At 47.2% G+C, this 25,965-nt stretch carries 15 protein-coding genes and 1 tRNA gene; 4 read left to right on the forward strand and 12 right to left on the reverse strand.

Annotated elements, in window-relative coordinates:
- Positions 1-14: 14 nt before the first annotated feature.
- The 7 genes from FSB75_RS05695 to FSB75_RS22000 all read right to left on the reverse strand — a co-directional run bounded on the left by FSB75_RS05695 (position 15) and on the right by FSB75_RS22000 (position 12,797).
- Positions 15-3,293, reverse strand: coding sequence for a SusC/RagA family TonB-linked outer membrane protein (locus FSB75_RS05695; RefSeq protein WP_146784070.1), 3,279 nt, complete (start codon positions 3,291-3,293; stop codon positions 15-17).
- 19 nt (positions 3,294-3,312) lie between these two features.
- Entirely contained in the window at positions 3,313-5,553 is a 2,241-nt protein-coding gene (locus FSB75_RS05700) for a fasciclin domain-containing protein (protein WP_146784073.1), read from the reverse strand.
- A gap of 375 nt (positions 5,554-5,928) precedes the next feature.
- Positions 5,929-7,308, reverse strand: a complete 1,380-nt coding sequence (locus tag FSB75_RS05705; RefSeq protein ID WP_146784075.1) for an FGGY-family carbohydrate kinase — start codon at positions 7,306-7,308, stop codon at positions 5,929-5,931.
- A gap of 101 nt (positions 7,309-7,409) precedes the next feature.
- Entirely contained in the window at positions 7,410-8,684 is a 1,275-nt protein-coding gene (locus tag FSB75_RS05710; protein WP_146784079.1) for a TIM barrel protein, read from the reverse strand.
- 51 nt (positions 8,685-8,735) lie between these two features.
- Positions 8,736-9,050, reverse strand: coding sequence for an L-rhamnose mutarotase (gene rhaM, locus FSB75_RS05715; protein WP_146784083.1), 315 nt, complete (start codon positions 9,048-9,050; stop codon positions 8,736-8,738).
- Positions 9,051-9,222: 172 nt separating this feature from the next.
- Positions 9,223-11,340 (reverse strand): bifunctional aldolase/short-chain dehydrogenase, encoded by a 2,118-nt coding sequence (locus FSB75_RS05720; RefSeq protein WP_146784086.1) that lies wholly within the window; start codon positions 11,338-11,340, stop codon positions 9,223-9,225.
- A 164-nt stretch (positions 11,341-11,504) separates the two neighbouring features.
- Positions 11,505-12,797, reverse strand: a complete 1,293-nt coding sequence (locus FSB75_RS22000; protein WP_227990778.1) for an L-rhamnose/proton symporter RhaT — start codon at positions 12,795-12,797, stop codon at positions 11,505-11,507.
- A gap of 298 nt (positions 12,798-13,095) precedes the next feature.
- On the opposite strand from FSB75_RS22000, the gene FSB75_RS05730 reads away from it, so the two are divergent.
- On the forward strand, positions 13,096-14,127 hold the full coding sequence (locus tag FSB75_RS05730) for a GntR family transcriptional regulator (protein WP_146784089.1): 1,032 nt from the start codon (positions 13,096-13,098) through the stop codon (positions 14,125-14,127).
- Between the two features lie 36 nt (positions 14,128-14,163).
- Here the strand turns inward: FSB75_RS05730 and hutH are convergent, their stop codons facing one another.
- Positions 14,164-15,684 (reverse strand): histidine ammonia-lyase, encoded by a 1,521-nt coding sequence (hutH, locus tag FSB75_RS05735; protein ID WP_146784092.1) that lies wholly within the window; start codon positions 15,682-15,684, stop codon positions 14,164-14,166.
- 58 nt (positions 15,685-15,742) lie between these two features.
- Between hutH and FSB75_RS05740 the strand changes: the two genes are divergently transcribed.
- The 3 genes from FSB75_RS05740 to FSB75_RS05750 all read left to right on the forward strand — a co-directional run bounded on the left by FSB75_RS05740 (position 15,743) and on the right by FSB75_RS05750 (position 17,028).
- On the forward strand, positions 15,743-16,246 hold the full coding sequence (locus FSB75_RS05740) for a hypothetical protein (RefSeq protein ID WP_146784095.1): 504 nt from the start codon (positions 15,743-15,745) through the stop codon (positions 16,244-16,246).
- 43 nt (positions 16,247-16,289) lie between these two features.
- Positions 16,290-16,363: transfer RNA gene (locus FSB75_RS05745), tRNA-Arg, on the forward strand.
- Between the two features lie 233 nt (positions 16,364-16,596).
- Positions 16,597-17,028, forward strand: coding sequence for an SMI1/KNR4 family protein (locus FSB75_RS05750; protein ID WP_146784098.1), 432 nt, complete (start codon positions 16,597-16,599; stop codon positions 17,026-17,028).
- A gap of 146 nt (positions 17,029-17,174) precedes the next feature.
- On the opposite strand, the gene FSB75_RS05755 is transcribed toward FSB75_RS05750, so the two are convergent.
- The 4 genes from FSB75_RS05755 to hemN form a co-directional block, all read right to left on the reverse strand.
- On the reverse strand, positions 17,175-20,507 hold the full coding sequence (locus FSB75_RS05755; RefSeq protein ID WP_146784101.1) for a UTP--glucose-1-phosphate uridylyltransferase: 3,333 nt from the start codon (positions 20,505-20,507) through the stop codon (positions 17,175-17,177).
- Between the two features lie 18 nt (positions 20,508-20,525).
- On the reverse strand, positions 20,526-21,476 hold the full coding sequence (locus FSB75_RS05760) for a UTP--glucose-1-phosphate uridylyltransferase (protein ID WP_146784104.1): 951 nt from the start codon (positions 21,474-21,476) through the stop codon (positions 20,526-20,528).
- A 146-nt stretch (positions 21,477-21,622) separates the two neighbouring features.
- Entirely contained in the window at positions 21,623-24,430 is a 2,808-nt protein-coding gene (locus FSB75_RS05765) for a TonB-dependent receptor (protein ID WP_146784107.1), read from the reverse strand.
- Between the two features lie 110 nt (positions 24,431-24,540).
- Entirely contained in the window at positions 24,541-25,917 is a 1,377-nt protein-coding gene (gene hemN, locus FSB75_RS05770) for an oxygen-independent coproporphyrinogen III oxidase (RefSeq protein WP_146784110.1), read from the reverse strand.
- Between the last annotated feature and the right edge of the window lie 48 nt (positions 25,918-25,965).

The following is a 25,965-nucleotide window of genomic DNA, read 5'->3' on the forward strand; positions in this document are numbered from 1 at the left end:
GAATCAGGCTTCTGTTAAAATCCAACGGCAAGACCCAAGGTCAGCGTTTTGGAAGGCGGTGTCATCGAATAATCGTATGCCATCCGGAAGGGATCGGAGCCGGATGCACTCACCTCGGGATCCTGACCGGTGTAATTGGTCCAGGTAAACAAATTCTCCGCCGTTGCGTAAGCGCTCAAGCTTTTCATCTTTAGCTTCTTGAGCACTTTTTGATCAAAGGTGTAGCGAACAGTAATGGTGCGGAAGCGCACAAAAGACGCATCCTCGACATAACGGTCGGAACCCAGCCAGTTGTAACCACCGGCAATGATGGCACGCGGTATATCGGTTACGTCGCCTTCTTTTCGCCAGCGGCGCAATACGGCGGTGCTTTGGTTGTCGAAGTTGTACATCGCTGTGGTGTTCATCTTCGTGCCGTTCACTACGTCAAATTTGTATCGGAAATTGAAATAGGTCGAAATCTTCAATTTGTTTTTGAATGTGATGCTCGGTCCAAAACCACCAACGAGCTTGGGGTTGGAGTTGCCGAGATAAACAACATCCATGTAGTTGATGTTGCCGTCGTGGTTGACGTCTTCGTAAATGGCGTCGCCCGGCTGAAACACGTAATCCACGTTGGGATAATTAAAACGCATGTAAACTACCTGGCCGTTGGGACCGACGATAGGCTTTCCGCCAGCGCCTCTTGCAATGGTGGCATCTTTATCTGTGTACACGCCTTTGTAACGGTAGCCGTAGAAAGAACCAAACGGGTTGTTCACCTGCAACAGACGCAGGTATTCACCAAGTTTGGTTACATCACCTTTCGCACTGGGGTAAAATTCTGAAATCTTGCGAATTACGTTCTCATTAGCCGACAGGTTAAAGTTGAAGTCAACCACCCAATCTTTTTTCTTAAGCGGTGTGGTAAAAAAAGACAGTTCCCAACCTTGGTTGTCAAGCGTGCCTACGTTCATGTTCACGCTGTTATAACCGGTATAAGCCGCAATCTGCAAACCGTTAAAGAACAAATCGGTCGTGCGGTTACGGTAAATGTCCGCATCCAGACGAACACGTCCCTGCCACAGCGACAAGTTCGTACCGAAGTTGATGCCGGTGATGGTTTGCCACTTCAGGTTTTTCAGTTCCATTGAAGAAGGATACACGCCTGTTTGTCCCAAATAACTATAAGAGAAAGTAGAATAACGGTTGTAAAACGAATAGTCGTAACGGGGCGCTTCACCACTTTGTCCATACGATGCACGGAAACTCAGGTCATCCAAATGTTTAATACCTCTCATGAATTTCTCATCCGACAGGCGCCAGCGGAAGGAAACCGAGGGGAATAATCCATAGCGGTAGTTGGGACCAAAGCGTGAGTTCCCGTCGCCGCGCAGCGTGGCGTTGAGGATGTACCGGTCTTTCATGAAATTATACGATGCGCCAATCACCGCACCAATGCTGCGGGTTTGTGAGGTACCGGAAACAATCTTGAGTTCTTCGTTCTGTGTACGGGAACCAACAACCGGCGTTTGCAGCAGCGAGGATGCCGTATTGGAAGTCATTACTTCCTGGTTCACCGTTGTGTAATCGCTGGTGAAGAAATTAAAGTAAGCGCTAACGTTGTGGTTTTCGTTTTTGATGTAGGGCGTGTAAGCCAAACTTGTTTTTGTAGTTACGTTGTACACATCAATGTCACCGTCGTACGCACGGTTTACAACAGTCTCTGTGTTCGGACGGCCAGTGGCAATTTGCGGAAGAAAGGAATTGTTTTTGGTATTGTTGATGTCAAACTGCACGTCGAAGCTTGCTTTCAACACACGCTTCACAATGTCGTAGTTCATTTGAAAACGCGGAACAATGCGCTCACCGATGATGCCGTATTTTGCCTGTGAAGCCATGGCAACCGGGTTGTAAATGCGGGAATACGTCCCTTGCACGTTTGACGCTGGTGAAAAGTAGTTGGGTGTCAGATTGCCGTTCTCGTCGTATTCAAATACGCTCATGTTGGGCATTTTTATGTATGCCACACCGCGAATGGCGCCGTCGGTGGTGCTCATGTAGTTGCGGTTTTGATCGGTGTGCGTGTAAGCAAGAGACGTGAAAATTTTAATCTTCTCGGAGATGTTGTAATCCAGGTTGATGCGGGTGTTGATCCGATCAAGACCCGTTCCCAGCGTGGTTCCTTTCTGATTAAAGTAACCAACCGAAGCATAATACCGTGCCTTTTCACCGCCACCGCTCATGCTCAGGTTGTGATCCTGAACATAACCTTGTTGGGAGATTGCATCTACCCAGTTTGTGTTGTTGCTGTAGTTATAATACCAATAAGGATCGTTGGGATCGTAGTTGAACTCACGTACCGTTTGCGAATTAAGCGTAGTCCCCAAACGATTCATATAAGCTTCAGGAATCAACGTGGAGTATTGGTCACCATTCAGCATCGGGATGGCTTTGGGCAGAAAAGACATGGACCCCTTGAACGTGTAATTGATTGAAGGTTTGCCAACGGTGCCACGTTTGGTGGTGATTAAGAGCACACCGTTCGCCGCACGGGAACCCCATACAGACGTTGCCGCCGCGTCTTTTAATACCGTAATCTCGCGAATGTCGGAAGGCGCAATGTTCAACAGTTGCGCATAGCCTTGTTCGTCGGCCGCGCCAAAGTTGAAATCACTCGGTATCTCTGTTTCGTAAGGCATACCGTCCACCACAATCAACGGTGTACCGGTGGAACTGATGGAAGAAATACCGCGAATGCGAATGTTCATAGCGGCACCGGGATCACCGCTGGTTGCAGTAATGTCCACACCGGCTAAGCGGCCCTGCAAGGCTTGGTCAATGCTGGCAGCCTGCATTTCTTCCAATTCTTTGGCGTTAATACGCGACGTTGCAAGGGTAGAATTCTTTTCTTTTACGCTCATCATGCCGTTGTCAACGTTGCGGGAAGCCGTCACAATTACTTCGTTCATTGAATTGTTCGCGTCTTCAAGCGAGAAGTTAACCGCCGTGCGGCCGTTAAGTGGTTCAACCACGGTTTTGTAACCGATGAATGAAACGGAAATCTTGTTTTTTGGATTCGCCACTTTCAGTACAAAGTTTCCTTCGATGTCGGTTTTGGCACCTTTTATCACCCGGTCGTCGGCATCCATTTCCGTTACCGAAACGCCGCTGATGGGTTGTTTGGTTTTGCTGTCAACAATCTTTCCCTTGATGATGTGGTCAGTGGCCGGTGCATTCTGTCCTGCCGCTTGCAGCACGCAAAGGCAAAGGAATGCAAAGGAGCAAATTGTTGTTTGAATGTATTTGAACATACGCTCGAATTAGGATGGTTTAGTCTGTATATTTCAGGTAGTTGTTGATCAAGTGAATTACGATACGGTTGCCCAACTGGTTGCTGGTTGTGGTGCCCATAACTACCGACGCCTGCCGGTTGTTCATGTCCGTTAACGTCATGGAATTGCCGGTGGAGTTGCTTACGAAAACACTGCCGGGATCACCCGCTTTGTTTCGGAAATTGGTCTCAAAAGAACCGCTTTCCTGGCCATCAGTTCCCATGGCTTTTTTAAGAATGTGATACAATACGAATTTTTTCACCAGTTCCGTTTCTGTTGCTGTATATCCTGTGAACTTGGGCGTGACGGTAGAACCGGAAACGGTACCCGGTAACAATCCTGCACGAATGGCATTTTCAATAGAAACTTTGTTTGGTACAAAGAAGGTGTAGAAAGAACCCGTGGAAGGACCTGCGGTAAATTCATCAGTGGATGTATTGTACAAATCGGTACTGCTAACGTAGCGCCAGAAATAATTGAATTCCGACGCGGATGGCGCACCTAAAATTTTCAAGTAGGTTCCGATGTTGTTGTTGCTGTAATTCAACGGCCGGTCTATGTAGTAAACCGTACCGTTTTTAGCGGTTTTCACACTGTCCACAATAGCCGGCTTATTAAAATCAGCATTGCCGGCGCCTTGCACCTTGTTGCCGTTAAACGTAATGAATTCACCGCCGTGTGTTTGCGCTACGCCTGAACCTGAAAGGCTTGTTATGTCTCTGTCAACAACGTGCAGGTTTAACATGCGCAATAACCGCACAAGGGCTGAACTCCCGGTAATGGCCGTGCCACCGCCCGGTGGTGAGTAACGCCATTGTTCGTTGGCGTTATTGCTTACCGTGGCGTCGGCGTAATAGCCCGAGTCATTAAGCGCTTTATTGCTCACCAAAAACAAAGTGTATTTCTGCCGAACGTTGGAGATGGTAAATTTCAATTCTTGGCTCAACAAGCTTGTCATCATCGAGTACTTCGGGTTGAGATAGGCTTTGCCAAAAACACTGCTGAATACGTTTGCTTCCTGCACTTTGTTGGTACCGTAAAAAATACCGTTGCTCAGGATTTTTTTCTCCACGACATCTGTGTTCGGATCAAAGCGGGCTTCTTCACCCAAAAAATTAAACGTGGTTTTGAACTTCGACGGCCAAACGGCGGTTTGCCATAAGTGTGCGTTCACAAAGTCGTAAACAATGCTGATGGGCAGGTCTTCCATCCGCTTGCTAGGATAGTTTTCCAGCAACACGTTGTTGATATAAGCCTTCACCACATCATTGGTGGGTGCAAACATGCTGTAAGTATTTGCCTGCCCATCGTTGTCCGTCAGCTTCATGAAATTTTCGTTGTTGGGCGAAAACGCAAGAGCGGAAGCAAACACTTTGGTAAATACCTGGCCTGCGCCCGGGTTTTGCGAGCCATACTTCTGTGTTAAGGTGGCATTCAAAACATATTGCACCAAAAACTTGTCGAACAGTTTTCTGAACTCGCTGTAATTCGGATTGGAGCCAAGGTATTCGTCAAGGCTGGGCAAGCTGGTAATCACCCGGTTCACAACATGAATCACACCGTTTTCTGCGGGGATGTCACTCTCGGTTACCACGGCATCCACAACGTTGAAGCCGGTATAAGGAGTGTTGGGATAAAAGTAATTGTAATCGGCTGCGGTGAGGGCCTTGCCGGTCATGTAGCCGTTTGCAAAAATGGGAATGTATTTGTTGTTGTTGTCGGCATCAACGTAGTACGTTGTTCCGTTGTTGTTGCGATTGGATGAAATCACTTTAATGGGCCGGCCGGCGGTGTCAGCGCCGTCGTAAACGCCGGTATAAGCCGCCGTGCGTCTTTTGAAGGCCTGATCCGGCACCCATCCCGTGTTGTTTTGATAGTCGTCAATGCGCTCTTTTTTAAACGCGTTGTACACGAGGCAGTAGGTTACAATTTTGCGACAGGCATTGTCGTCCAACTGATCGATGCTGCTGATGTTTTTCTCCTTGAAATATACCTGGAAGGCAGAATCGTGCGGAGCAAAGAACGTCCAGTAGCCCGCTGCATCCAAAATGTCTTTGTATCCCGCCTTGTCAATCGCGGCAAGCAAATTCTTGAAATTTCCTTTTGCCTGCAATTGCTGGTAGATGGGCGGTTCCAGGCTTGCGGGACGCTGGTAATACTCGTCGAACTTCTTTTTACAGCTTGTAAAAAACACACAGGCTATAACCAAAGTTACCAGGCACTTTGTCGTATAATTCATGGCAGAATTAATGAATGGTTTTAATGTTATGGAGAAACGAGACAGGGGCGCTCAACAAAGCAAACTGCCGGTTAACGCGGCAACGGATAAAAGAAAACGGGGAATGATTTGAAAAAAGATTCGGCAGGCAGTCGTTATACATATAGCAGCACTTTATGGGTCAGAAAAAGCAGTCAAAAAATACTTCCTAACGCAGCTTAAAAATAGACTTGTCGTTTGCGTTAACCATCCTGAAGCATCCTGAAAGATTAAACTTTTTTTAACCCTTTTCAGGAAAATTTACGCAAACGATTGCAGGAAAACAAGTATGGCAAATAACCGTGGATGCATGATTGGTAGCAACGCCTTTCTTTTCAATAGGTGCACTGCTGCCGCTTACACAATTGCGTCTTGTGGCGCCGAAAAATATTGCAGCGTAATAAGCGTGTTGGGAACGGGCTTTTTGTTCCAGGATTTGTGAACGGCCAGCGCTGCGCCCAAAGCGGTTGCCTGCGCCATTGACGCGGCGTACACCTCAAGATTTGGATAAGCCAAAGCCAAGAGGTTCATGTAAATTTTGTTCTTGCCAAAACCGCCGTCAACAAACAAGCGTTTAACCGGTGAACCTTTCAGAACAAGATTGGTTGACGCCACTTGCTGCGCAACGATATCCAGCATCAACTGATGATAGGCCTTTTCATAAGAACTAAAAGCAGAAAGATCTCTCCTTTCAAAAACGGCTTCGCCAATCGCGGGTAATTTTTCATTCGCCGTCTTTTTTTGAAGCGCTGCAACAATCTCCGGATCAAAATCAACACTGCGGTATTTGATTGCATCGGTATTGAAATGTTCGGCGATGCGCTTGATGCCTTCTTCGTGTTCGCGTCCCGCAAAAAGCCGTGATGCTTTCACCGGCGAACCCTGGTATTGCAAATACGCAAGACAATCCTGCTTTAATTCATCAGCCGTTAACGGCGAATTGTTGAACGGATTCAAGGTAATGCACCAGGTGCCCGTCGAAATCAAAATGAAAGGCTCGTGAAAATTTACGAGGTAAGGAATGAGCGCAGCGGAACTGTCGTGAAGACCAACGCCAACAAGGTAATTGTTGCCGGGAAAAGCAGCCTTGCTTACTTCGTCGTAAGCCGCCAGGGGCGCAAGCTTCGCATCAATGCCTTCTTTGCGTACCCACTCGTGATAACCATTGTCTACAAAATCCCAAAGCGCCGTGTGACAACCAATACTTGTTATATCGGAGCAAGCTTTTCCGGATATGAGATAACTCAAATACTGCGGCAGGTGCAGCGCATATTTTGTTTTTTGAAAAACATCGGGCTTCTCGTGCTTCAGGCGGTAAAGCTGCAAGCCCGAATTAAGGCTGCCCAATACCGGCGAGGCGGTGCGCAGCGAAAAGGCTTCTTCGCCACCGTAAGCGGCGTAAAATTTTTCACTTAATTTTTTGGGATAAACTTTAAGATAATTGTAAAGCGGCGCCAATGGCGTGCCTTCTTCATCGAGGTAAACAAAGGAAGCACCATAAGCCGAAAAATTAATGGCCTTTATGCAGAATTCCTTTTTTGCAAAAACGCGACGCAGCGAATCAAAAACGGAAAGACGAAGGCTCTCGATGTTTTCGCAAACGTCGCCGTCTTCGTCAACCGTTTCAAGAAAACGTGCCGATTGTTCGTACACGATGTTGTAATCCTGATCGAAGAGGAACAGCTTTTTGTTGGTTTTGCCAACGTCAATTACCGCGATAACAGGCCGTGCACGCATTTAAGAATGCAGAATTAGGAATGATGAATGATGAGTTGATGCAAAAGCAGCATTTTGATCAATTATGTTTCTGGCAGCCGGTTACTGAAAGCTGATAATGCTTACAGTCCTGTTGCTACCGTTTGCAAACCTCTTTGTTTAATCAGGCTTTCCCGCACTCTATTTTGACGATAGAATTCTAACGGTTGCAAAGCGCCACCGGCACGCAATCTTGCTTCCGCCACCAGCGGGCGAACATCGTTACGATAAGCTTCCTGCAAAATTTCCTGTGCTTTTACTACGTCGTTTTCTTCTCTCGCAGCAGCCAGCGCTTTTGTATCTACCAACAAGGCTTGTGCGTATGCGATTTTGATAGCTTCTACTGATTGCAACAAATCTTCCAGCGGATCTTTTATGTTGTGCGAAGCGTCAATCATCCAGCCCAAATCGGTGGCGTGATTCATGCCTTTTGCGTCCATGCCTTCCACCAGTTCGTTGAAGATTAAAAACAGTTGATAAGGATTGATGGAGCCAACCGTCAAATCATCGTCGCCGTATTTTGAATCGTTGAAGTGAAAGCCGCCAAGCTTTCCTTCCATCAACAACAAGGAAACAATTTGTTCGATGTTGGCATTGGGGAGATGATGGCCGAGATCAACCAGCGTAAAAGCCTTCTCACCAAGTTTGGAAGCATAGAGAAGTGATTGTCCCCAATCACCCACGGTCATTGAATAAAAGTTGGGTTCAAAAGCCTTGTACTCAACAAACATTTTCCAGTTGTCGGGCAAGGCTGCGTAGATTTCTTTTAAGCTTTCCAGCGTGTTTTGAAAAGCCTTGCGAAAATTTAATTGTCCGGGGAAAGAAGAACCGTCTGCCAGCCAAACCGTAAGCGAATCAGAACCCAATTCAACGCCTTGCTTAATCACTTCAATGTTGTGTTCAATGGCTTGCTTGCGCACGGCTTTATTGGTGTGTTGCAAGGAGCCGAATTTGTAGCTCTGCTCCTGTCCTTTCTGGTCTTGAAAAGTATTTGAGTTCACCGCATCGAAACGCAAACCGTGTTGCGCCGCAAGGGCTTTAATCGAAGTTGCGTTTTCCGGAATGTCCCAGGGAATGTGCAAAGAAATAGCGCCGCTTGAACGGTTAAGCGCATGCAGCAGCCCAACGTCTTCGATTTTTTCTTCGAGATTGCTCGGTTCGCCGCCGATGGAAAAGCGGCCGAAGCGTGTGCCGCCTGCGCCCAGGGCCCAGGAAGGAATGGCAATCTGGAAATCCTGAAGCTTTTGCAGAACACCTTCAACGTTGTTGATGGTCGAAGCGGCAAATTCGAAGCGTCTTTTGTGCTCGGCAGTGGCGCCGTCGTTGGCTTCCTGCACTTTGTATTTTTCGATGAGCATGTGTTTGTTGATTGATTAGTTGATAAGTCCTGTTGCCTAAACAATGGCAGTTTAAGGTAAATAAAAAACCTCACTCAAAGGAATTGAAACCGGCGAATGGTCTGCATTACTTTCCATAATGTCGGCCATGTATTTCCACCAGCGTTGCATCACTTCGTTTTGTGGCAAGTCATCCAGATTTTTCGAATCGATCACGTTCAAAACACCGAACAAAGCGTTCGTTTCTTCGTCCAAAAAAATTGAATACTGGCTGATGCCGTTCTCCTTCAACAGCGTACTTAACTCCGGCCAGATTTCGTCGTGACGCTTTTTGTATTCTGCTTCCTTGCCGGGAAACAGTTTCATTTTAAACGCAACTCGTTGCATGAAGGTTTGTGATTTGTCGTTGTCGTGCAATTTCGTGCACTCTTAATGAAAGGAACGGTTGATTTATGGTTTGTAATTGGAAGAACGTTCGAGAATTTAATCGTTCCTCAACGAAAGAATGGGTGTGTTTTCACACCATCATAAACTTCCAACGACAAACCATAAACGAAGTTTATCTTACAAAAGCCGTTGCCACACCACCGTCAACGTTCAATACGTTGCCGGTTGATTTGCCCAGCAAACCGCCGGCAAAAGCAAAGCATGCGTTGGCAATGTCTTCGGGATAAATAATCTCGTTAAGCAACGTACGCTTGGCGTAGTAAGCCGGCAATTCGTCAACGGAAACTCCATACGCTTTTGCACGACCGGCAGCCCAGCCACCACTCCAGATATTGCTACCGGCGATTACGGCATCAGGGTTTACCACGTTCACACGAATTTTATCGGCGCCCAATTCAGCAGCGTTCAATCTTGAAAGATGCAGTTGCGCTGCTTTTGCAGAACCGTAACCCGCATTGTTTGGTCCGCTTACAAGTGCATTCTTGCTCACGATGTTCAGCACATCACCACCAAATCCTTGCTTGCGCATGACGGCAACCGTTTGTTGCGTTACGATGAATTGGCCTTTCACCAATACGTCGTACAAAAGGTCCCAGTCTGCTTCGGTGTGTTCTTCGATGGGTTTTGAAATGGAAAGACCGGCGTTGTTTACAACAAGGTCCACACCGCCAAAAGCAAGGATAACGGCATTGACGGTATCCTGAATTGTATCGGCTTTGGTAACGTCCAAAACGTTTGCGGCCACAACGTCTTTTCCAAACTGTTTCAGAAACTCAGCTTTGGCTTCCTCCAGTCGTTCGGCATTGTTATCGTTGAGTATTACGCAAGCGCCTTCCTGTGCAAATTTTTTGGCGATGGCTTTGCCGATGCCCCCGCCGCTACCGGTAATTAAGGCCACTCTCCCACTCAACGGTTTTGGCTTTGGCATGCGTTGAAGCTTTGCTTCTTCCAGCAACCAGTATTCAATATCGAAAGCTTCTTGCCGTGGCAATGACGTGTATTCAGAAATAGCTTCTGCGCCGCGCATGACGTTAATGGCGTTGATGTAAAACTCACCGGCAACACGAGCCGTAGCCTTGTCTTTGGCAAAGGTAAACATGCCCACGCCGGGATAAAGAATGACCACCGGGTTCGCGTCACGCATGGCCGGGCTGTTGGCGTGCTTGCAGTTACTGTAGTAGTCTGCGTACATCTGCCGGTAGGCTTCAAACTGCGGCGTTAATTTTTGCTTCAACGCTTTTGCATCGGATAAATCTTCGCCCGGTTCAAGCGTTAAAACGAGTGGAGAAATTTTGGTGCGCAAAAAGTGGTCGGGACAAGAAGTACCCATCGGCGCAAGCCTGTCTAAATCGTTTGAATTCACAAACTGAAGCACTCTTTCGTCGTCGGTGAAGTGACCGATCATGCGGGTGTGTGAACTGCACAAACCACGCAGCACAGGAGCCAAGGCAACTGCCTGCTTTGCGCGGCCTTCTTTCGACAAAGATTGGACCTTGACTCCGCCAAATACTGCGGGCTGCTTGTATAGAGAATCTTCAATGTATTGTGCGCAGCGCTCAATCACTTCAAGCGAGTTCACGTAGCATTCATAAGCCGTATCACCCCAGGTAAACAAGCCGTGCGAGCCGAGCATGATGCCGCGGATGCCGGGGTTTGCATCGAGACAGGCTTTCAGTTTTAAGCCAAGATCGAAGCCCGGACGCCGCCATTCTACCCAGCCAATTGTGCCGTTGAAGAGTTCTTCGGTGATGCGCTTGCCGTCTTTGGAAGCGGCAATGGCAATGGCTGCATCAGGATGAAGGTGATCAATGTGCTTGAAAGGAAGAAAGCCGTGCAGCGGCGTATCAATGGACGGTGCTTTTGAATTTAAATCGTAGATGCAATGGTTGAACAGTTCTACCATCTCGTCTTCGTGGCTAATGCCGCGGTAAACGTTTTTCAGGTTGCGCAGTCGCTCCACGTACAATCCGGCAAGACCGCTTTTGGTGAGGGTTCCAATGTCGCCGCCGGAGCCTTTTACCCACATTACTTCGGTTTCTTCACCGGTTAAAGGGTCTTTCTCAATGGTTTTACACGAGGTGTTGCCGCCTCCGTAATTGGTGAGGCGCAGATCCGCACCAAGCAGGTTGGAACGGTATATCAGGAGGGCCACTTCGTCGCCGGCCAGTGCCGCGGCTTTGGCATCATCCCACAAATAGCTTACGTGTTTGAAAGTTGCTGTAAGAGACATGGTTGTTCAATTAATAAGTTGACAGGTTAATACGTTAATAAGTTATTGCATTGGCGAACTGCATCCAGATAGTTAGCCGTGATTATTTGTTCAGTATCGGTCCGAACGTACAAGTGAGTGACACAACAGGTGCTGACAGTAGCAAGGCTGCCGGTCAACAAAAATTAATTTTTATCGAAAGAACTTTTCTTTTCAATGACGGATGTATTTACACTCGCCGTTTTTGTGTCGGTTGCCGGTTTTAAAGAGTTGCCTTTGCCCACGATCAATACCGCAACAATAACCGTAAGTACACCAAGCACGATGGTACGCATCGTTTTTTTGCTTACCCCTTTCCATTCGTTTGAAACAAGACCCCACATGTTGGCCACAAGAATGATGAATGACATGTGCAAAATCCACGACGATGCGCCGTTACCCAACTTGCTTTCGCCCATGCCGTAAAAGAAGAACTGGAGAAACCACGCAGTTCCTGCCAAGGCACACAAAAGATAGTTTTTCAGAAGTGGCGAATTTTTATTTGTGTAATCGCCAAATGTTTTGTTGCGGGCATTTAAAATGGCGCACCAAATTAGGTTGGTGGTTAAGCCGCCCCAGAGTATCACGACAAAAATTACGTTGTTGCCAAACAGAAATTTGCCCTGGCCGGGATGCGCTGCTTCCCAAAGCCTGTTGGCTACTTCGGCCATCGGCTTGCCGGCTTCAATGCCGAAATTAAAACAGGCACTGAGTACACCCGAAACGATGGCGACAGTTAAGCCGAGCGCAAATTTGTATTCAATGCCGGCAACCGGACCGCCGTGTGCGGAAGTGGCCCCGTCTTGTACAATGTTCACGTCTTCTGTTGTTACTCGTTCAACTTGTGCACCGCCGGCAGTTTCCAACACTGGCTTGCGGTATTTCACAGCTTTGCCGTTACCGCTTCCGTTTGCTCCGAAGGAGTCTTGTTCCTTCAACTCTTTTTCCTTCATGGTTCCGGCCCTGCCGCAAATGATGATGCCGATGACGCAAACAAGGAGGCCTGCCAAAACCGTAAGGCCCCAGGTGCTGCCCGTGTAGGTGCTAAAGGAATCCTTTCCGGCAACAGGATGAAATTGATAATAGAGGGTGGGAATAAGCGAACCAAAGACCATGCACAAACCGAGGATAATGCTGCTGCCGAGCGAGACGCCAAGATAGCGAACGCCAAGGCCGTAAGTCAATCCGCCGATGCCCCAAAGAAGGCCAAAGAGATACGTGTAAATGATGGTGGAAACGTCGGTTTGCGAAATGATGTTCCAGAAATTCGGAATGGTAAGCGCAGCGGCCAGCGGCGGAACGATAAGCCAGGAAAACAAGCCGCCGATAATCCAGTAGCTTTCCCACGCCCAACCCTTCACCTTCTTATAGGGCATGTAAAAACTGCCCGATGCAAAGCCGCCGATAAAATGGAAAATGACACCTAAAATAACTTGCATAAATGATGGATATAGCAAACAAATGAGTACTTAAAAATAGAAGCCCAAAATGCCTCCGCCGTCATGGACTATCATGCGAAAATGACGCAAGGTTTGAAGGTTCAGATTCGGAATTTCTTGTCAATGCGGTGTTTCTTTTCGTTGTCCTGCTGTAACGAAGAAAGAAAACAAAACGTTTTTGCACTCTGCATGTCAATCCCAAACTTCAAACTCTGAACGTTCAACCCCCAATTTCCGACTTCTTTTTCTTCTTATTTTTAGCAAAATTTATGACCGCCATTATAAAAACGTCCGCCACATGATTGCTTCGCCGTTTTATAAACTGATTTACTTTGACGAGTTTTCGGCCACGCCCAAATACCAGCAATTGGCCAATTCAATCATCAAAGCCATTGAAGACGGCAAGTTACAGGTGGATGATATGTTGCCTTCCATAAACGAGTTAAGTTTTCAGTTTGAAATTTGTCGCGATACGGCAGAGAAGGGTTATAAATATTTAAAGAACCAGGGCATTATCGGCTCGGTGCCGGGCAAAGGTTATTTCATCAAGAACGTGGACGTAAACCGTACCATCAAGATTTTTCTTATTGTCAACAAGCTAAGTCCACACAAAAAAATCATTTACGATTCGCTGGTAGAAACCTTGGGCGACAAGGCCGCCGTTGACTTTTATATCTACAATAACGACCTGGCTCTCTTTCGCAAACTGCTTGAAAACAGCAAGACCGATTATCATTATTACGTCGTGTTACCGCATTTTATTGAAGGCGGCGATACGGCACACAAGATCATCAACACGCTGCCAAAAGAAAGGCTTATCCTGCTCGATAAAATCATTCCCGGCGTAACCGGAAACTTTGGAGCAGTGTACGAAAATTTTGAAAAAGACATCTTCGACTCGCTTGAGCAAGCCCTGCCGCATCTGGCAAAATATCACACGATAAAACTCATCTTTCCCGAGAACAGTTATTATCCCGACGAGATCGTTCACGGCTTTATATCTTTTTGCCAGGAATACACTTTCAATTATAAAGTTGTGCACGACATTACCGATGAACCCATCAACGCCGGCGAAGTTTTTATCAATTTAATGGACAACGATCTGGTAGTGTTGATCGAACGCCTGGTGGAGTCACATTTTGAAGTGGGTAAAGACGTTGGCGTGATATCCTACAACGAAACGCCGCTGAAAAAAATCATACTCAACGGCATCACCACCATTTCAACTGATTTTGAAGCAATGGGTGTAGAAACGGCAAGAATTATTTTGGAGAATCAATTGCGCCATGTGCACGTACCGTTTTCGCTTACGCTGCGTTCGTCGCTTTAAATGCTCTTCTGCCATTCGCCTATTGTCTTTTCAAGACTACAACGAAAGCAAGGAATTTACTTTGTTCACAAACGAAAAATCAGCAATTATATTTTTCACTTTGTTGATGTCATTGGCAAAGATGCGGTCTTCTTCGGCAAAGCCTACAAACTGCCGAACGTAATCGTGTGCAGCTTCTAATACGGCGCTGCTCTTCAACGGCCTTCGAAACTCAATGGCCTGGCACGCCGAAAGCAATTCAATGGAAAGAATGTACTCAAGATTATCCAACACACGGTTCAGCTTTCGTCCGCTGATGCTGCCCATGCTTACGTGGTCTTCCTGTCCAAGTGAAGTGGGAATACTGTCGGCACTCGCCGGAAAGCAAAGTGTTTTGTTTTCCGTAACCAATGCCGCTGTGGTGTATTGCGGAATCATGAAGCCGCTGTTCAGGCCCACGTTCTTCATCAGCAACACTGGCAAGCCCCATTTGCCTTCGAGCAAAAGATAACAGCGCCTGTCCGAAATGTTGCCGATTTCGGCTGCGGCAAAGCAGCAATAATCAAGCGGCAGCGCAAGCGGCTGGCCGTGAAAATTGCCGCCGCTGATGGTGTCGTCTTCACCAAAAACAACGGGATTGTCGGTAACAGAATTCGCTTCTGTTTCGGTCAACATTTTTAAATGAAGCCAGGCATTTCGCGAAGCACCGTGCACTTGTGGCATACAACGCAACGAGTACGGATCTTGCACACGTCCGCAATCCACATGGCTTTGCATAATCTCCGAATCGGCAAGCAACAAACGCAATCGTTCGGCAACAATTTGCGAGCCTTCAAACGGACGCAATTGATGCAACCTTTCATCAAAAGGCGCTTTTGTTCCCGTTAAGGCTTCGAGACTCATTGCGCCGATGATGTCTGCTGCATCGAGGCAATTGCTCATGCGCTGTACCGCTTTGATTGCATAAGCAAGAATGAACTGTGTACCGTTAATCAAAGCCAGGCCTTCTTTCGGGCCAAGCCGTATGGGCTGCATGTTTAAGGCAGAAAGAACATCTGCCGTAGTTTGCCGCTTTCCTTTGTAAAATACTTCGCCCAAGCCAATCAGCGGCAAAAACAAATGAGCCAGCGGTGCAAGATCACCGGAAGCGCCAACGCTGCCTTTTTCCGGTACAACGGGAAGAACGTCGTTCTCCAACTGCCAAAGAATGCGTTCGATGGTTGACAACTGCACACCCGAATAACCTTGCGCCAGTGCGTGAATTTTTGTGATCATCATCAGCCGCACAATTTCTTCCGGAACCGGCTCGCCCACGCCCACGCTGTGGCTTTGCAGGATTTTGTATTGAAGCGTGGTGGTTTCTTCTTCGCTGATTTTTGTGTTGGCCAATATACCGAAGCCGGTGGTGATGCCGTAAACGGTTTTACCCGCATCGGCCATGTGCTGCACGTATTGCTGGCTGCGGTTTATACGCTCAATGGTCTCGGGATGGAGTTCGCCACGAACCGTTTTTTGAACCAATTGAACCGCCGTTTCAACCGTTAGCTTATCCCGTCCGTAGAAAAATTTTGTCTGCATATTGGGCGGCCAAAATAATTTTTTATTTTACACGGACAAGCCACCAATTACAAACACTATGGAAAACCTTTTACTCCTTTTTGCCACCAGCCTTGCGTGGCGCATATCCGCACCAAAGTTTAAACGTTACATTATTGGAAGAACGGGTTGTACTTCGCTCCTGCTTTCTACCGAGACCACGCTGCACGTTCAATCTACCAAAGACGACGAACGAATTTATTTTTATGAACACGAAGTGGCCGGCGTGACCTACGGCGTCATTACGGTGAACATGAAGGAACTCTATACGTTTGATCAAAGCGAAAACATCCTGGTGCAATACGTGAACCGTATTCGCAAACCTTTCGGCATTTCGTACAACGTTTCGATGGAAATGGAGCGCAGCGCCGACCGCATTACGCTTACCGATTACTGGCAGGACGAGGAAGGCGTTGACTGGAAAATAAAAGCTCACACCAACGGCAAAATCGTTGCGGTGCTGTACGTGAAAAATATTTCTGCTGCGCCGGTGAAAGAACACGACGCGTTTTTAAACGGCTTTAGATTTTGTTCTGTAAAGTAAAAGTTCAAATTCCTGATTCCTCTATCTTTGCTGCCGTTCTTTCGGTCCGGTAGCTCAGCTGAATAGAGCAACTGCCTTCTAAGCAGTAGGTCACAGGTTTGAGTCCTGTCCGGATCACAGTTAATTATTAGGACCCTTATCAGGCTTCGTTTTGATAAGGGTTTTTCTTTTTGTGGATATGGTTTAAGAAATCTTCTTTCTACCACGAAAGAATGGCACGACATTTTTCAAGTTGCTCAGTTTACATTTGAGAGCTTTTTTGTTCAGTTTTTAATTGATAATCAAATCAAAGCTAAACTAGAATATACCTCAATACAACTGTTGGCTGAAATGAAGCAAACCTCAAAAAAGTGCAAAAGGAAATAAAGGACAAGGTTTATTATTTACTATCAGGTTTAGAGAAGGAAGAGCCTTTACCAGAAAGTAGGTTCGATGGAGTTACTGAAAGTTTCGACTTCAAACTACCTGGTATGTATAAGGAAGTTATGAAGGCATTTAACGGCGGTGAGGGCGAAGTCGGAACAGACAGCTGGCTGTGTCTCTTCCCGATTGAGGAACTCACGCAGATTAATGGCGACTATAAGCTTTTGATGGAACAAATTCCCGATTACTTCCTCTTTGGCAAGGATGCGGCAGATACAGGTTATGCTTTCCATAAAACGTACGGTACTTTCCATTCTTTCGGTCTGATGTCAAACTTTGAAACGGATAACATTGAATTGTTAGGAAATGACTTTTTGCGGTTTTTAGAATATTTAGAGAGCTATAGATATGAAGGGTAAAAAACACTTCAGCCAACAGGCGCTTTGTAAAAGTGGGGCTGAAATACGAATTTTCTACAGTAAAACAATAACCAGCATTAGTGCATAAGTGGACCTGAAATTTTCCAAATTCCCCACCGAACACCAAGCCGATTAACGTTGGCATCTCACGCAAAATCACACAAGGCCTTCACATAATCCTTGCTCCCGTCCGTCACCCAGGCATCCAATTGCGCCGGTTCTTTCATTTGTTGTCCGCGTAAACGCGGTACGGCAATGTAGCCGCATTTCACATCGGGCAAAGCCGACATATCGCTCCACAATTTTTCAATTTGTGCAACAGGATAAATGTCTTCCTGGCCATGACCCCAACGGTACTTCACTTCTTTGACGGTAACATACGTAGGAATGCGGTGCGCCACGCTACGCACTGCTTTGGCGAGTTGCATTTCATCGTCCACCAATAATGCTTCGCGGTTCAACCCAAACAATTGTAACAAACCGTCAACCTGGATCCAGGTTGTCATGGTGTTGTAATAACTGAGGTTCAACTCGTCTTCTTCACGCGGTTGTGCCAGGCCTTCCAATAAACGCAATTGTTTGTTCACGAAAGCAAGGCCGCCGCCACGGTCTTCAATGCGGCGTGGTACTACTTCAAAGGTCAGCACGTTACCGGACGATAAATGATGACCCAAAGCAGCCGCGTTAACATCGGCACCAAGCGTATCAATGTTGTGCAGCATGATGGTTTGCAACTGCGGCTGTTCGCGCAACAGACGGGCAAGCGATCCGTTGCGCAAAAGGTTTGACACTTCGTACCAATGCCCGAGCGGCGAAAAGCGTTGTGCCGCCACGTTGTCCACGTAATCACTTCCTTCGCCCTTGCTTTTGGCCCAGGCAATCAAACTTTGCCTTCCGGCTTCGCGAACCTTTTGCTTGTTTTCATCGAGCATTTCCTGCGGTAGTCCTTCCCACAAAAAACGCAGGTCGCGTTCCATAGGTACAAAGCGCTGACCAATGGAACGGCCTTCTGACAAATACACCGGGCCGTTGTAGCCGAAATTCTTTGTGCATGCAAGTGTTTCCTGAATAGGACTGTGCGTTAAATAACTGGTGGCAACGATGTGCGGAATAACAGCGTTGTATATTGCAGCAACCTTTTTTGTTTTGGAGAGATGAATTTCCAAAAAGCTGCGGTGCCTTCCTTCCATTTCAACGAATGGATTGAGTGCCTTAATCACGCCTGCGCCTTTTGTCCACCGGCTGCCGACACCAGCGGCCAAACTCATAACAGCGACGGAGCCTTTACAAATCGCTTCTTCACCGACAACCGCATTGTTTACTTCATGCAACTGCACAAGATCATTTTTCGTTACGTCTTCAATGATGGTTTCCACAGGCAAGCGGTTTCGAGAAAGTCCGATGCGTCCTTTCTGCAAATCTTCGCGTATCTCTTCGTGCTGAATAAAATCAAATCCGTTTTCTTTTTTGATGCGATCAGTCTTTTCATTTTCTGCGCTGCGGTTGGCTTGCGTCGAAGGATCAGAAACGTTGAAAAGGTTTGAAACAATCGTCCGCAGTAACGGGTAAGCCAAATTATTTTGTTCGCAATTCGTGGTGAAGTAATCTATCTCGGCTCTTCGAATGTAATTGATGGTGGACGGTTCTTTGCGAACGAGTTCCGAAACGTGAATGCCGTAATACTGTTCGGGCATGAGGGCTTCAGCCCCTTGCTTTAAGCTTGCCCAACTGCCTTTGTGATTGATGCGCCAGTTGTAAACAACAGGCTCCATTGCAAAAGGCAAGGAGGCCGACAAATCAGTTTTTGTATGCCGTAGCAATGCAAGAATTTTCGCTTTTGCTGTTTCAGAATTGTCTGGATTTACAAACATGCCCATGCCGCCTCCCGACATTCCACCAAGCATAAGAAAGCCATAGTAGTCTTCACCAAATTCCTTTTTTGCTTTGCTGATTAATTGTTCGGTAAAATGGGTTGTAGCCCAGGGAATAATCGTTTTGATTGGCCTTTCAAAATTGGCTGTGGTGTTGCTGCCCAAACTTTTTACATCCCCTTTTTTAATAGCTTCTAAAATGTTTTCAAAAATTTGATTGGTTTCTTGCCTTGCGCTCCACTCCTTTTCGCCGCGCAACAAATATTTTTCAGACACCATTTCCAAAATGGGACCAACGTTTGAGGCCATGCCGCCGTGCATAAGCACCAAGGACTGCGTTAGCTTTTGCTCAAGATCGGGATGCACTTCATCGCCGCTCAACACGTGGTGACGCGGCAATAAATTACCGCGACTGATGCCGTACTCCGCGTCGCCTTCTTTGGCCAGCGTGCCGCAAATGGTTTTAATGCCCGGCCACACGCCGCCCGAATCCTGCCAGCCGCCGCCCGACCCGCCAATCCATTCGCCAAGAATCGCTCTTGAAGCAACCAGCCTTCGTTCGCTTTCTTCCAAACCGCCTTCCAAATTTTTTGTTTGGCCGGTTGCCCGCATGAGCACACTGATAATACAACCGAGAAGATTTGTTGAAACGGCAAAACGTGAACCCTTGGGAATGTCGTTCACTTTGGTGACAAGTTCAATGCCCATTCCCGGCGCAACGATGTGCGCAAGAATATTTGAGAGCGATTGATTCACGCCTTCAAACGACGGCGGTACTAAACCCGATGCAATGACACCGGCTTTCACAAGGCTTAAATAATCATTGCCGAAGTTGAAAAGATCAGCAAGCGAGTCAACGTCTTTCGATGTTTTTAAATCAATGCTCGTGAGTCGCAACACGGGTTCGGGAATCACACGAACGTAACAATTGAGCGGCGGTGTGATGTCTTTGTCGCGGCCGAAAACGCCTAAGTCAATCGAGAGGTTAATAACTCTCGCACCTTCGGGGTAATCCATGCCGAGAAAAAAAATATCCGACCAGGCGCTGTGCGTAAGGTCCATGCGAACGGCAGTTTGCTCGTGCAGCACCGGATAAAAGAGTGAGTCGCTGCTTCGCTCCAAAAGTTTGGGATGAATGCGAACCGGATGCTCTTCGGCACGACCCACGCGAAACATCCATTGATTACCCTTGGTAGACCGAACACTTTTGCGCACCTGCCCTGCCAATATTTGAAACGACAGGTTGTGATAAGCTTCTGCCAGCGCACTAAACAAATTTGCGTTTGGACCGTGGCTATCTAATTCGTTTAAAAACGTATCAATCGCTCCTTCAAAACGTCGCGAAAGCAAATCATCAAACCCGTTGTACGGAATTTTTCCGGTGGATGGCACAGATTCATTGTTCACTAAAAAGAATCGGAAGCCTGCGTATAAAAAAAGAATAGCCCTCACTTTATCGTAAAGACTTGTAGTGCTCTTTCGAAAATTATCCAACTCCCGAAAAGCGCTCAGCAGTTCCGCAGCGCTTAAACCACGGCTCATCTCAAAAAAAGAACGGTTGCGCTTTGCGGGATCGGTTGATGTAATTGTTTCAATAAAAATGTTCATGCCTTCTCTTCTCCTTCTTTATTTCGAGCGAACCGCATTTGCTTCAGCCAAAAGTTCCACTATCGTACTCAATGTTTCATCGTGTGCTTCACCGGCCAAACCCAACGCAATCTGCGCACGCAGCAGGCCGTGTTTGCGGCTTAAATCGTAACGAGCACCTTTTACTTCAAGTGCTAGATATTTTTCACTGTTGGCAAGCTGCTGCAACACGGGCGTTAGCATGATGTTGGTTGAATCGGTCTTTACTGCTTCATCAAGCAAATGAAAAAGCGACGACGTAAGTACGTGCATTCCAAAAAAACAGAGGTAATAACCGGCACGCAAGCCGGGTGTTTGCAATTCCAGTTCGGCCACGCTGAGCGAAGGCTTCTCAATTAATTTTTCAATTTGATAAACGTCAGCCTGGTTCGGCAGGTGCTTGCCGGTGATTGTCCCATAGCGGCTTATCTGGTGCTCGATAATAGACGCAACGGCCGACACAGAGCAAGCTTCTTTTGTTGCAAGTTCAATCAATTGTGCGGCGCAACGTTTATTTTTCAAATGTGAAACATAGAGATAATCGCCGAGCATGAGCAGGAAAGGATCATTACCGGCAAAGTCTTTCGCACAATGAACCGCATGGCCATAACCCCTTGGTTCTTTTTGCTCAACAAACTGAAGATGACTTATAAGGTCGTCAATTTTTTCGGCCTCTTCTTTTGCCCAATCTACACTACCAAATGATTTTGAAAGGTTCTCGCGAAGCGAGGCAAAGGCGTGAACGTAACGTTCGCCGTCGCCGGGTGCGCACACCACGCAAATTTCTTCGATGCCGCTGGCAAAGGCTTCTTCGCAGATGATTTGCAGTACGGGCTTGTGCAAACCATCAATGTCAATAACGGGCAACATGGCCTTTTGAATGGTATCAGCAACGGGATAGAGTCTTTCGCCGCGAGCGGCCGCGGTAATAACGGCTTTTTTGATTTTCATGTTGGTGCCTGGACAGATGTTGAAGCGGCGAAAGTAAAACAGAAGGCACGAGGATACAAACCAAATCCCGCAGCTTGCTATAAAGTCATTCCGGTCAGCCGTTGCGGTGAAAAAATCATTTTTGCGTAAAGCTTGTCGAAAGGAATTTAAAACCTTGCACCACCGTTTCTCCGCTGCCCGCCAACACTCCCCTTTTCGCCTCTTTGACGCATACCGCCGCCGGGGCGCTGGCCTGCAAACTTCGAAAGACGCATGTTTACCGAAAGTAAAAAGTAACGGGCTAAGCGATTGGTGCGGCTGTCGGTGATGGTGGTGCCGTTTACGGTTCTCATGATGCCCGTGTTCTCGTTAAGTAAATCAAAGCCTTGCAAACGCAAGGTCATCATTCTGTTTTTTAGAAAACGGTATTCGGTATAAACGTTCAGAATGGAAGGGTTGCTGGCAATGCCGCCGCTAAAGCCATAGTTTATCAGCTTCGAAAAATCGTAACCGATGGTTACGTCACCAAAATAATTTTTGCCGCTTAAACCAAGGTTCAGGGTTTGTGCTTTGTTGTTGGTAGTGTAGGTAGCGTAACGCGTAGTAGTTTGATAAATCGTGAAATCGGAGCGCAGTGTAACGTCGGCCTTGTCTTCTAAATCGTAGCGGAAATTAACGCCGGGACGAAGGTTCCAGTTGCTGCCTTTGTTGCGATAGCCGTCGGTATAAGAAATGTTGTTGTCGTAGTTTGCATAAAAGCTTGCACCAACAGTATAACGCCGGTTGTGAAAAGGCTGCGTGAATGAAGCGTTGCCGTTGTATCCGTAAAAGCCGTCGGTGTTTCGATAGGTTGTTGTACGGCCCGTTCCCACTGAATCGTTGAACACACTGTTCACAATTTTGTTGTTTGTCTGGTCGTACGAAAAGTTTACAAACAAACTTGAGCCGGCCTTTGGATCAAACTTGTTGTAACGCAAGGCAAACGTATTGGTAAACTCATTGCCAAGAGCCGGATTACCAAGCACGATATTTTTCAAATTCGAACTGTCGGCAACGGGTTGCAATTGCGAAAAACCCGGCTCTCTTGCGCTTCCGTCAACGGTTGCCGTCAGCGTGTTGCTGCGAGAAAAATTGTACACGAAACGGGCAGAAGGAATCCAGTTAATGTTGTTGTAATCGGTACTGAAATTTTTCCCCAGCGAATAGCCTTTCAAACTTGTGGGCTGCGATAAAAAGCCAACGCTGTAATTGTATTTCTCATAACGTCCCCGAAGGCTGAGACCCGCACGGTTGGTGATGAAATTGTAACGATAATGATTGCTTTGCTTGTCGTTGTAACGCCCATCCTTCGCCGCGACGTTTGCAAAATCGGTTACGTCTCTTATACTTTCCGTTTCTGATTTGTTCCAATCATAATTCACCTCAAGCGACGTGGCGCCGCTTGCGGTCAAAGGTTCATTGTAGGAAAGATGCACGTTTGTTCTCGTGTTGCGGCTATCCGTTGCAATGGACTGAACCTGCAAGGTGTCTTTTATATAAATCGGCGAAAAAGTCGAATCAACGTTGTGATAATTGCTGTTCGAAAAACGGTCAGACCGGCTGTCCGAATAATCCAGGCTCAAATAGGTGCTGAAGTTGCGGCCGCGTTTTTTAAAGCGGTGATTGTACAAAAGATTGCCGCCGCCGTTTGGCGCCTGATTGTCGCTACGCGATTGATTATCGCTTACCGTAAACGAGTGTTTGCTTAACGCACTGATCTCCGAATGACTGTTGCTCCAGTTATTGCTTTGACTGTATGAAAAATAGGGCGAAAATTTCAGGTAATTCAACGAGTCGGCCTGGTACTCCATGTTCCAGGTAAAACGGTGGTTGGCGCTGCTGTTGCTGCTTACGCTTTGGCGTTGCGTGTTGCGCACGTTCAGCGGATTGATGTCTTGCGTAAACGTCAGTGCGTTAATGTCTGTTTGCCTTGTTGAAAAACTGTAGCTGCCGTAAACCGAAAGCTTTTTGCCCCACCTGTCGCGAAGGTTAACGCCGATTGATTTGGAAACCGTAATGCCCGAGCCGCCGGCGCCGGCGCGGCTATCACCGCCAAAGTTTGCCCCTCTTGCACCACCGCCTCTTCCGCCGCCGTTAAAGTTGAAAAGATTGGCGTTGGTATTGTTTACAGCACCCAGTACCGACAGTTGTTGTTCGCCGTTGAAATGGTTCACGAAAACGTTTCCGGCGAAGCGGCCCTCGTTGCCGCCAGCCACCGTGCCGTTGCCAAAGGTTCCGCGGTTTTTATTGGGTTGAAAGTTGATGTTCAGGACTTTTTCAGGGTCGCCGGTTTTTATGCCGGATACGTTGGCCTGATCGCCGTAGTCGTCAATGATCTGAACGTTTTGAATCAGTTCAGCCGGAATATTTTGCGTAGCCGTTTGCACATCGCCGCCAAAAAAATCTTTGCCGTTTACTCTTACCCTGGCCACTTTTTTCCCTTGCGCCTCTACGTTGCCGTCCTTGTCCACAACAACACCGGGAAGCTTTTTGATGACGTCTTCAATGGGAGCGCCTTCACGCACTTTGTAGGCTGACACATCGTATTGAACCGTGTCTTCTTTTACAATTACCGGCCGTATGGAGCGAATAACAACGCTGTCCATCGTACTGTTGGCCGGCAATAAAACGATGGGTTCAAGTTGAAAAACAGAGGTGTCGGTCTTTAAGATATACGATTGCGAAAATTTATTTAAACCGATGTAAGAAGCGGTGATGGAAAAATTGCCCGGCTGAACCTCGTTGAAAGAAAAAACGCCGGCTTTGTTCGTTGTGGCAAAGGCACTGTCGCTGCCGTGATTTAGCCTGACGTTTACGCCGGTCAGCGGCAAGCCAGACGTATCAATGACGATGCCTTTTACGCTAAAAGCTTGTTGGCCGAAAGCAATGGTTGCAGTGATGAACAGTAGCGCGAAGGAGAGCCACAACTTTCTCATGCGGCTAAAAGTACAATCACGCCATGACAGCACTATCCTGAACCTTGTATGTTTTAACGTTAATAAACATTTTCATAAGATGCATTAACGGGCTCAGGAATGAAACCGTCTCAGATTGCTTTGCTGAACAGCGGTTTTTCCTTACTTGTCTGCCGTTGCAGATAAAGGTCAAACGCACTGCAAACAACGCGGATAAAATAGTGCCCTTGCGCGGTTAGCTTCACACCGGCTTCGTTCCATTCAACCAGACCGTCAGCTTCGAGGACTTTCAGTTTTGGAAGCGTATATGTTTTTAAAAGCGGCAAGTGTTCTTCTTTAAAGGCCGTAAAGCCTTTGCACGCAATATCAAGAATGTATTGCCGGAAAGCCATGTCTTCATCATTGAGGACATAACCCTTTTTTACGGCCAGCAAACCGTTTGAAACCCGTGCGTAATAATCGTGCAATGTTTTTTCGTTTTGCGCAAAGGCATTGCCGGTGTCGGAAATACTGGAAACACCAAGGCCCAGCAACATGCCTGCGTTTTGCGTGGTATAACCCATAAAGTTCCGGTGCAGTCTGCCCGCTTCCCGGGCCTTAAACAACTCATCGTGCGGCAGCGCAAAATGGTCCATGCCAATGTCGGAATATCCCGCTTGCGTGAAAAGTTCTTTGCCTTTTAAGTACAGGCGAATCTTGGTTTCTGCGTCCGGCAAGTCGTTCTCGTTAAACAAGCGCTGCGCCTTGCTTGTCCAGGGCACGTGTGCATAAGAATAAAAAGCAATCCGGTCGGGCTTCAATTCAATCACCTCGTTGATGGTGCGTTCAATACTCTCCAGGGTTTGAAAAGGCAGGCCGTAAATCAAATCATAGTTTACCGACGTAAAGCCGATGCGTCTCGCTTCTTCCGTGGCCATGCGAACGTTTTCGAGCGGTTGAATGCGGTTGATCGCCCGTTGCACCACGGGGTCATTGTCCTGCACGCCATAGCTGATTCGACGGAAGCCAAGACTGTACAAAACTTTCAGGTGATCGGACGTTGTGTTATTTGGATGCCCCTCAATGCTGAACTCGTGGCGCGGATGAACGATGCTGTTTTTTAAAATGAAGCCGATTAAGCGTTTAAGGTTTTTGGGTGAAAAGAAAGTCGGTGTGCCACCGCCCAGATGCAGTTCGCGAATGACGGGTGTTTGCTTCATCAGGCCGCGGTAAAGCATCCATTCTTTTTCAATGACCGACAAGTAGTCTTCTTCCACCGAGTGGTTGGTAGTAATTTTTTTGTTGCAGCCGCAATAGGTACAAAGCGATTCGCAGAAAGGCAGGTGAATGTAAAGGCTGATGCCGTTCACGTGGTTTTGCTCGGCAAATTTTTGGGAGAAGATTCCTTTCCATTGCTCAACTTGCAGGCCCTCGTTCCAAACCGGAACGGTGGGATAACTGGTGTAGCGAGGCAAGGGCTGGTTGTACTTCCGCACCAACAAAGGGTTGACCGCTTCTGTCTTCATCATGCACCAAAAATAGTTTTACGGTTACCGGTAAAACATGATGGCGGTTAG

This window comes from Flavisolibacter ginsenosidimutans, assembly GCF_007970805.1.
Lineage (GTDB): Bacteria > Bacteroidota > Bacteroidia > Chitinophagales > Chitinophagaceae > Flavisolibacter > Flavisolibacter ginsenosidimutans.

What these genes read in the sequence shown, in the direction of transcription:
- FSB75_RS05695 (WP_146784070.1), bottom strand. Translation starts at nt 3,293, where the DNA reads ATGTTCAAATACATTCAAACAACAATTTGCTCCTTTGCATTCCTTTGC.
- FSB75_RS05700 (WP_146784073.1), bottom strand. Translation starts at nt 5,553, where the DNA reads ATGAATTATACGACAAAGTGCCTGGTAACTTTGGTTATAGCCTGTGTG.
- FSB75_RS05705 (WP_146784075.1), bottom strand. Translation starts at nt 7,308, where the DNA reads ATGCGTGCACGGCCTGTTATCGCGGTAATTGACGTTGGCAAAACCAAC.
- FSB75_RS05710 (WP_146784079.1), bottom strand. Translation starts at nt 8,684, where the DNA reads ATGCTCATCGAAAAATACAAAGTGCAGGAAGCCAACGACGGCGCCACT.
- rhaM (WP_146784083.1), bottom strand. Translation starts at nt 9,050, where the DNA reads ATGCAACGAGTTGCGTTTAAAATGAAACTGTTTCCCGGCAAGGAAGCA.
- FSB75_RS05720 (WP_146784086.1), bottom strand. Translation starts at nt 11,340, where the DNA reads ATGTCTCTTACAGCAACTTTCAAACACGTAAGCTATTTGTGGGATGAT.
- FSB75_RS22000 (WP_227990778.1), bottom strand. Translation starts at nt 12,797, where the DNA reads ATGCAAGTTATTTTAGGTGTCATTTTCCATTTTATCGGCGGCTTTGCA.
- FSB75_RS05730 (WP_146784089.1), top strand. Translation starts at nt 13,096, where the DNA reads ATGATTGCTTCGCCGTTTTATAAACTGATTTACTTTGACGAGTTTTCG.
- hutH (WP_146784092.1), bottom strand. Translation starts at nt 15,684, where the DNA reads ATGCAGACAAAATTTTTCTACGGACGGGATAAGCTAACGGTTGAAACG.
- FSB75_RS05740 (WP_146784095.1), top strand. Translation starts at nt 15,743, where the DNA reads ATGGAAAACCTTTTACTCCTTTTTGCCACCAGCCTTGCGTGGCGCATA.
- FSB75_RS05755 (WP_146784101.1), bottom strand. Translation starts at nt 20,507, where the DNA reads ATGAACATTTTTATTGAAACAATTACATCAACCGATCCCGCAAAGCGC.
- FSB75_RS05760 (WP_146784104.1), bottom strand. Translation starts at nt 21,476, where the DNA reads ATGAAAATCAAAAAAGCCGTTATTACCGCGGCCGCTCGCGGCGAAAGA.
- FSB75_RS05765 (WP_146784107.1), bottom strand. Translation starts at nt 24,430, where the DNA reads ATGAGAAAGTTGTGGCTCTCCTTCGCGCTACTGTTCATCACTGCAACC.
- hemN (WP_146784110.1), bottom strand. Translation starts at nt 25,917, where the DNA reads ATGATGAAGACAGAAGCGGTCAACCCTTTGTTGGTGCGGAAGTACAAC.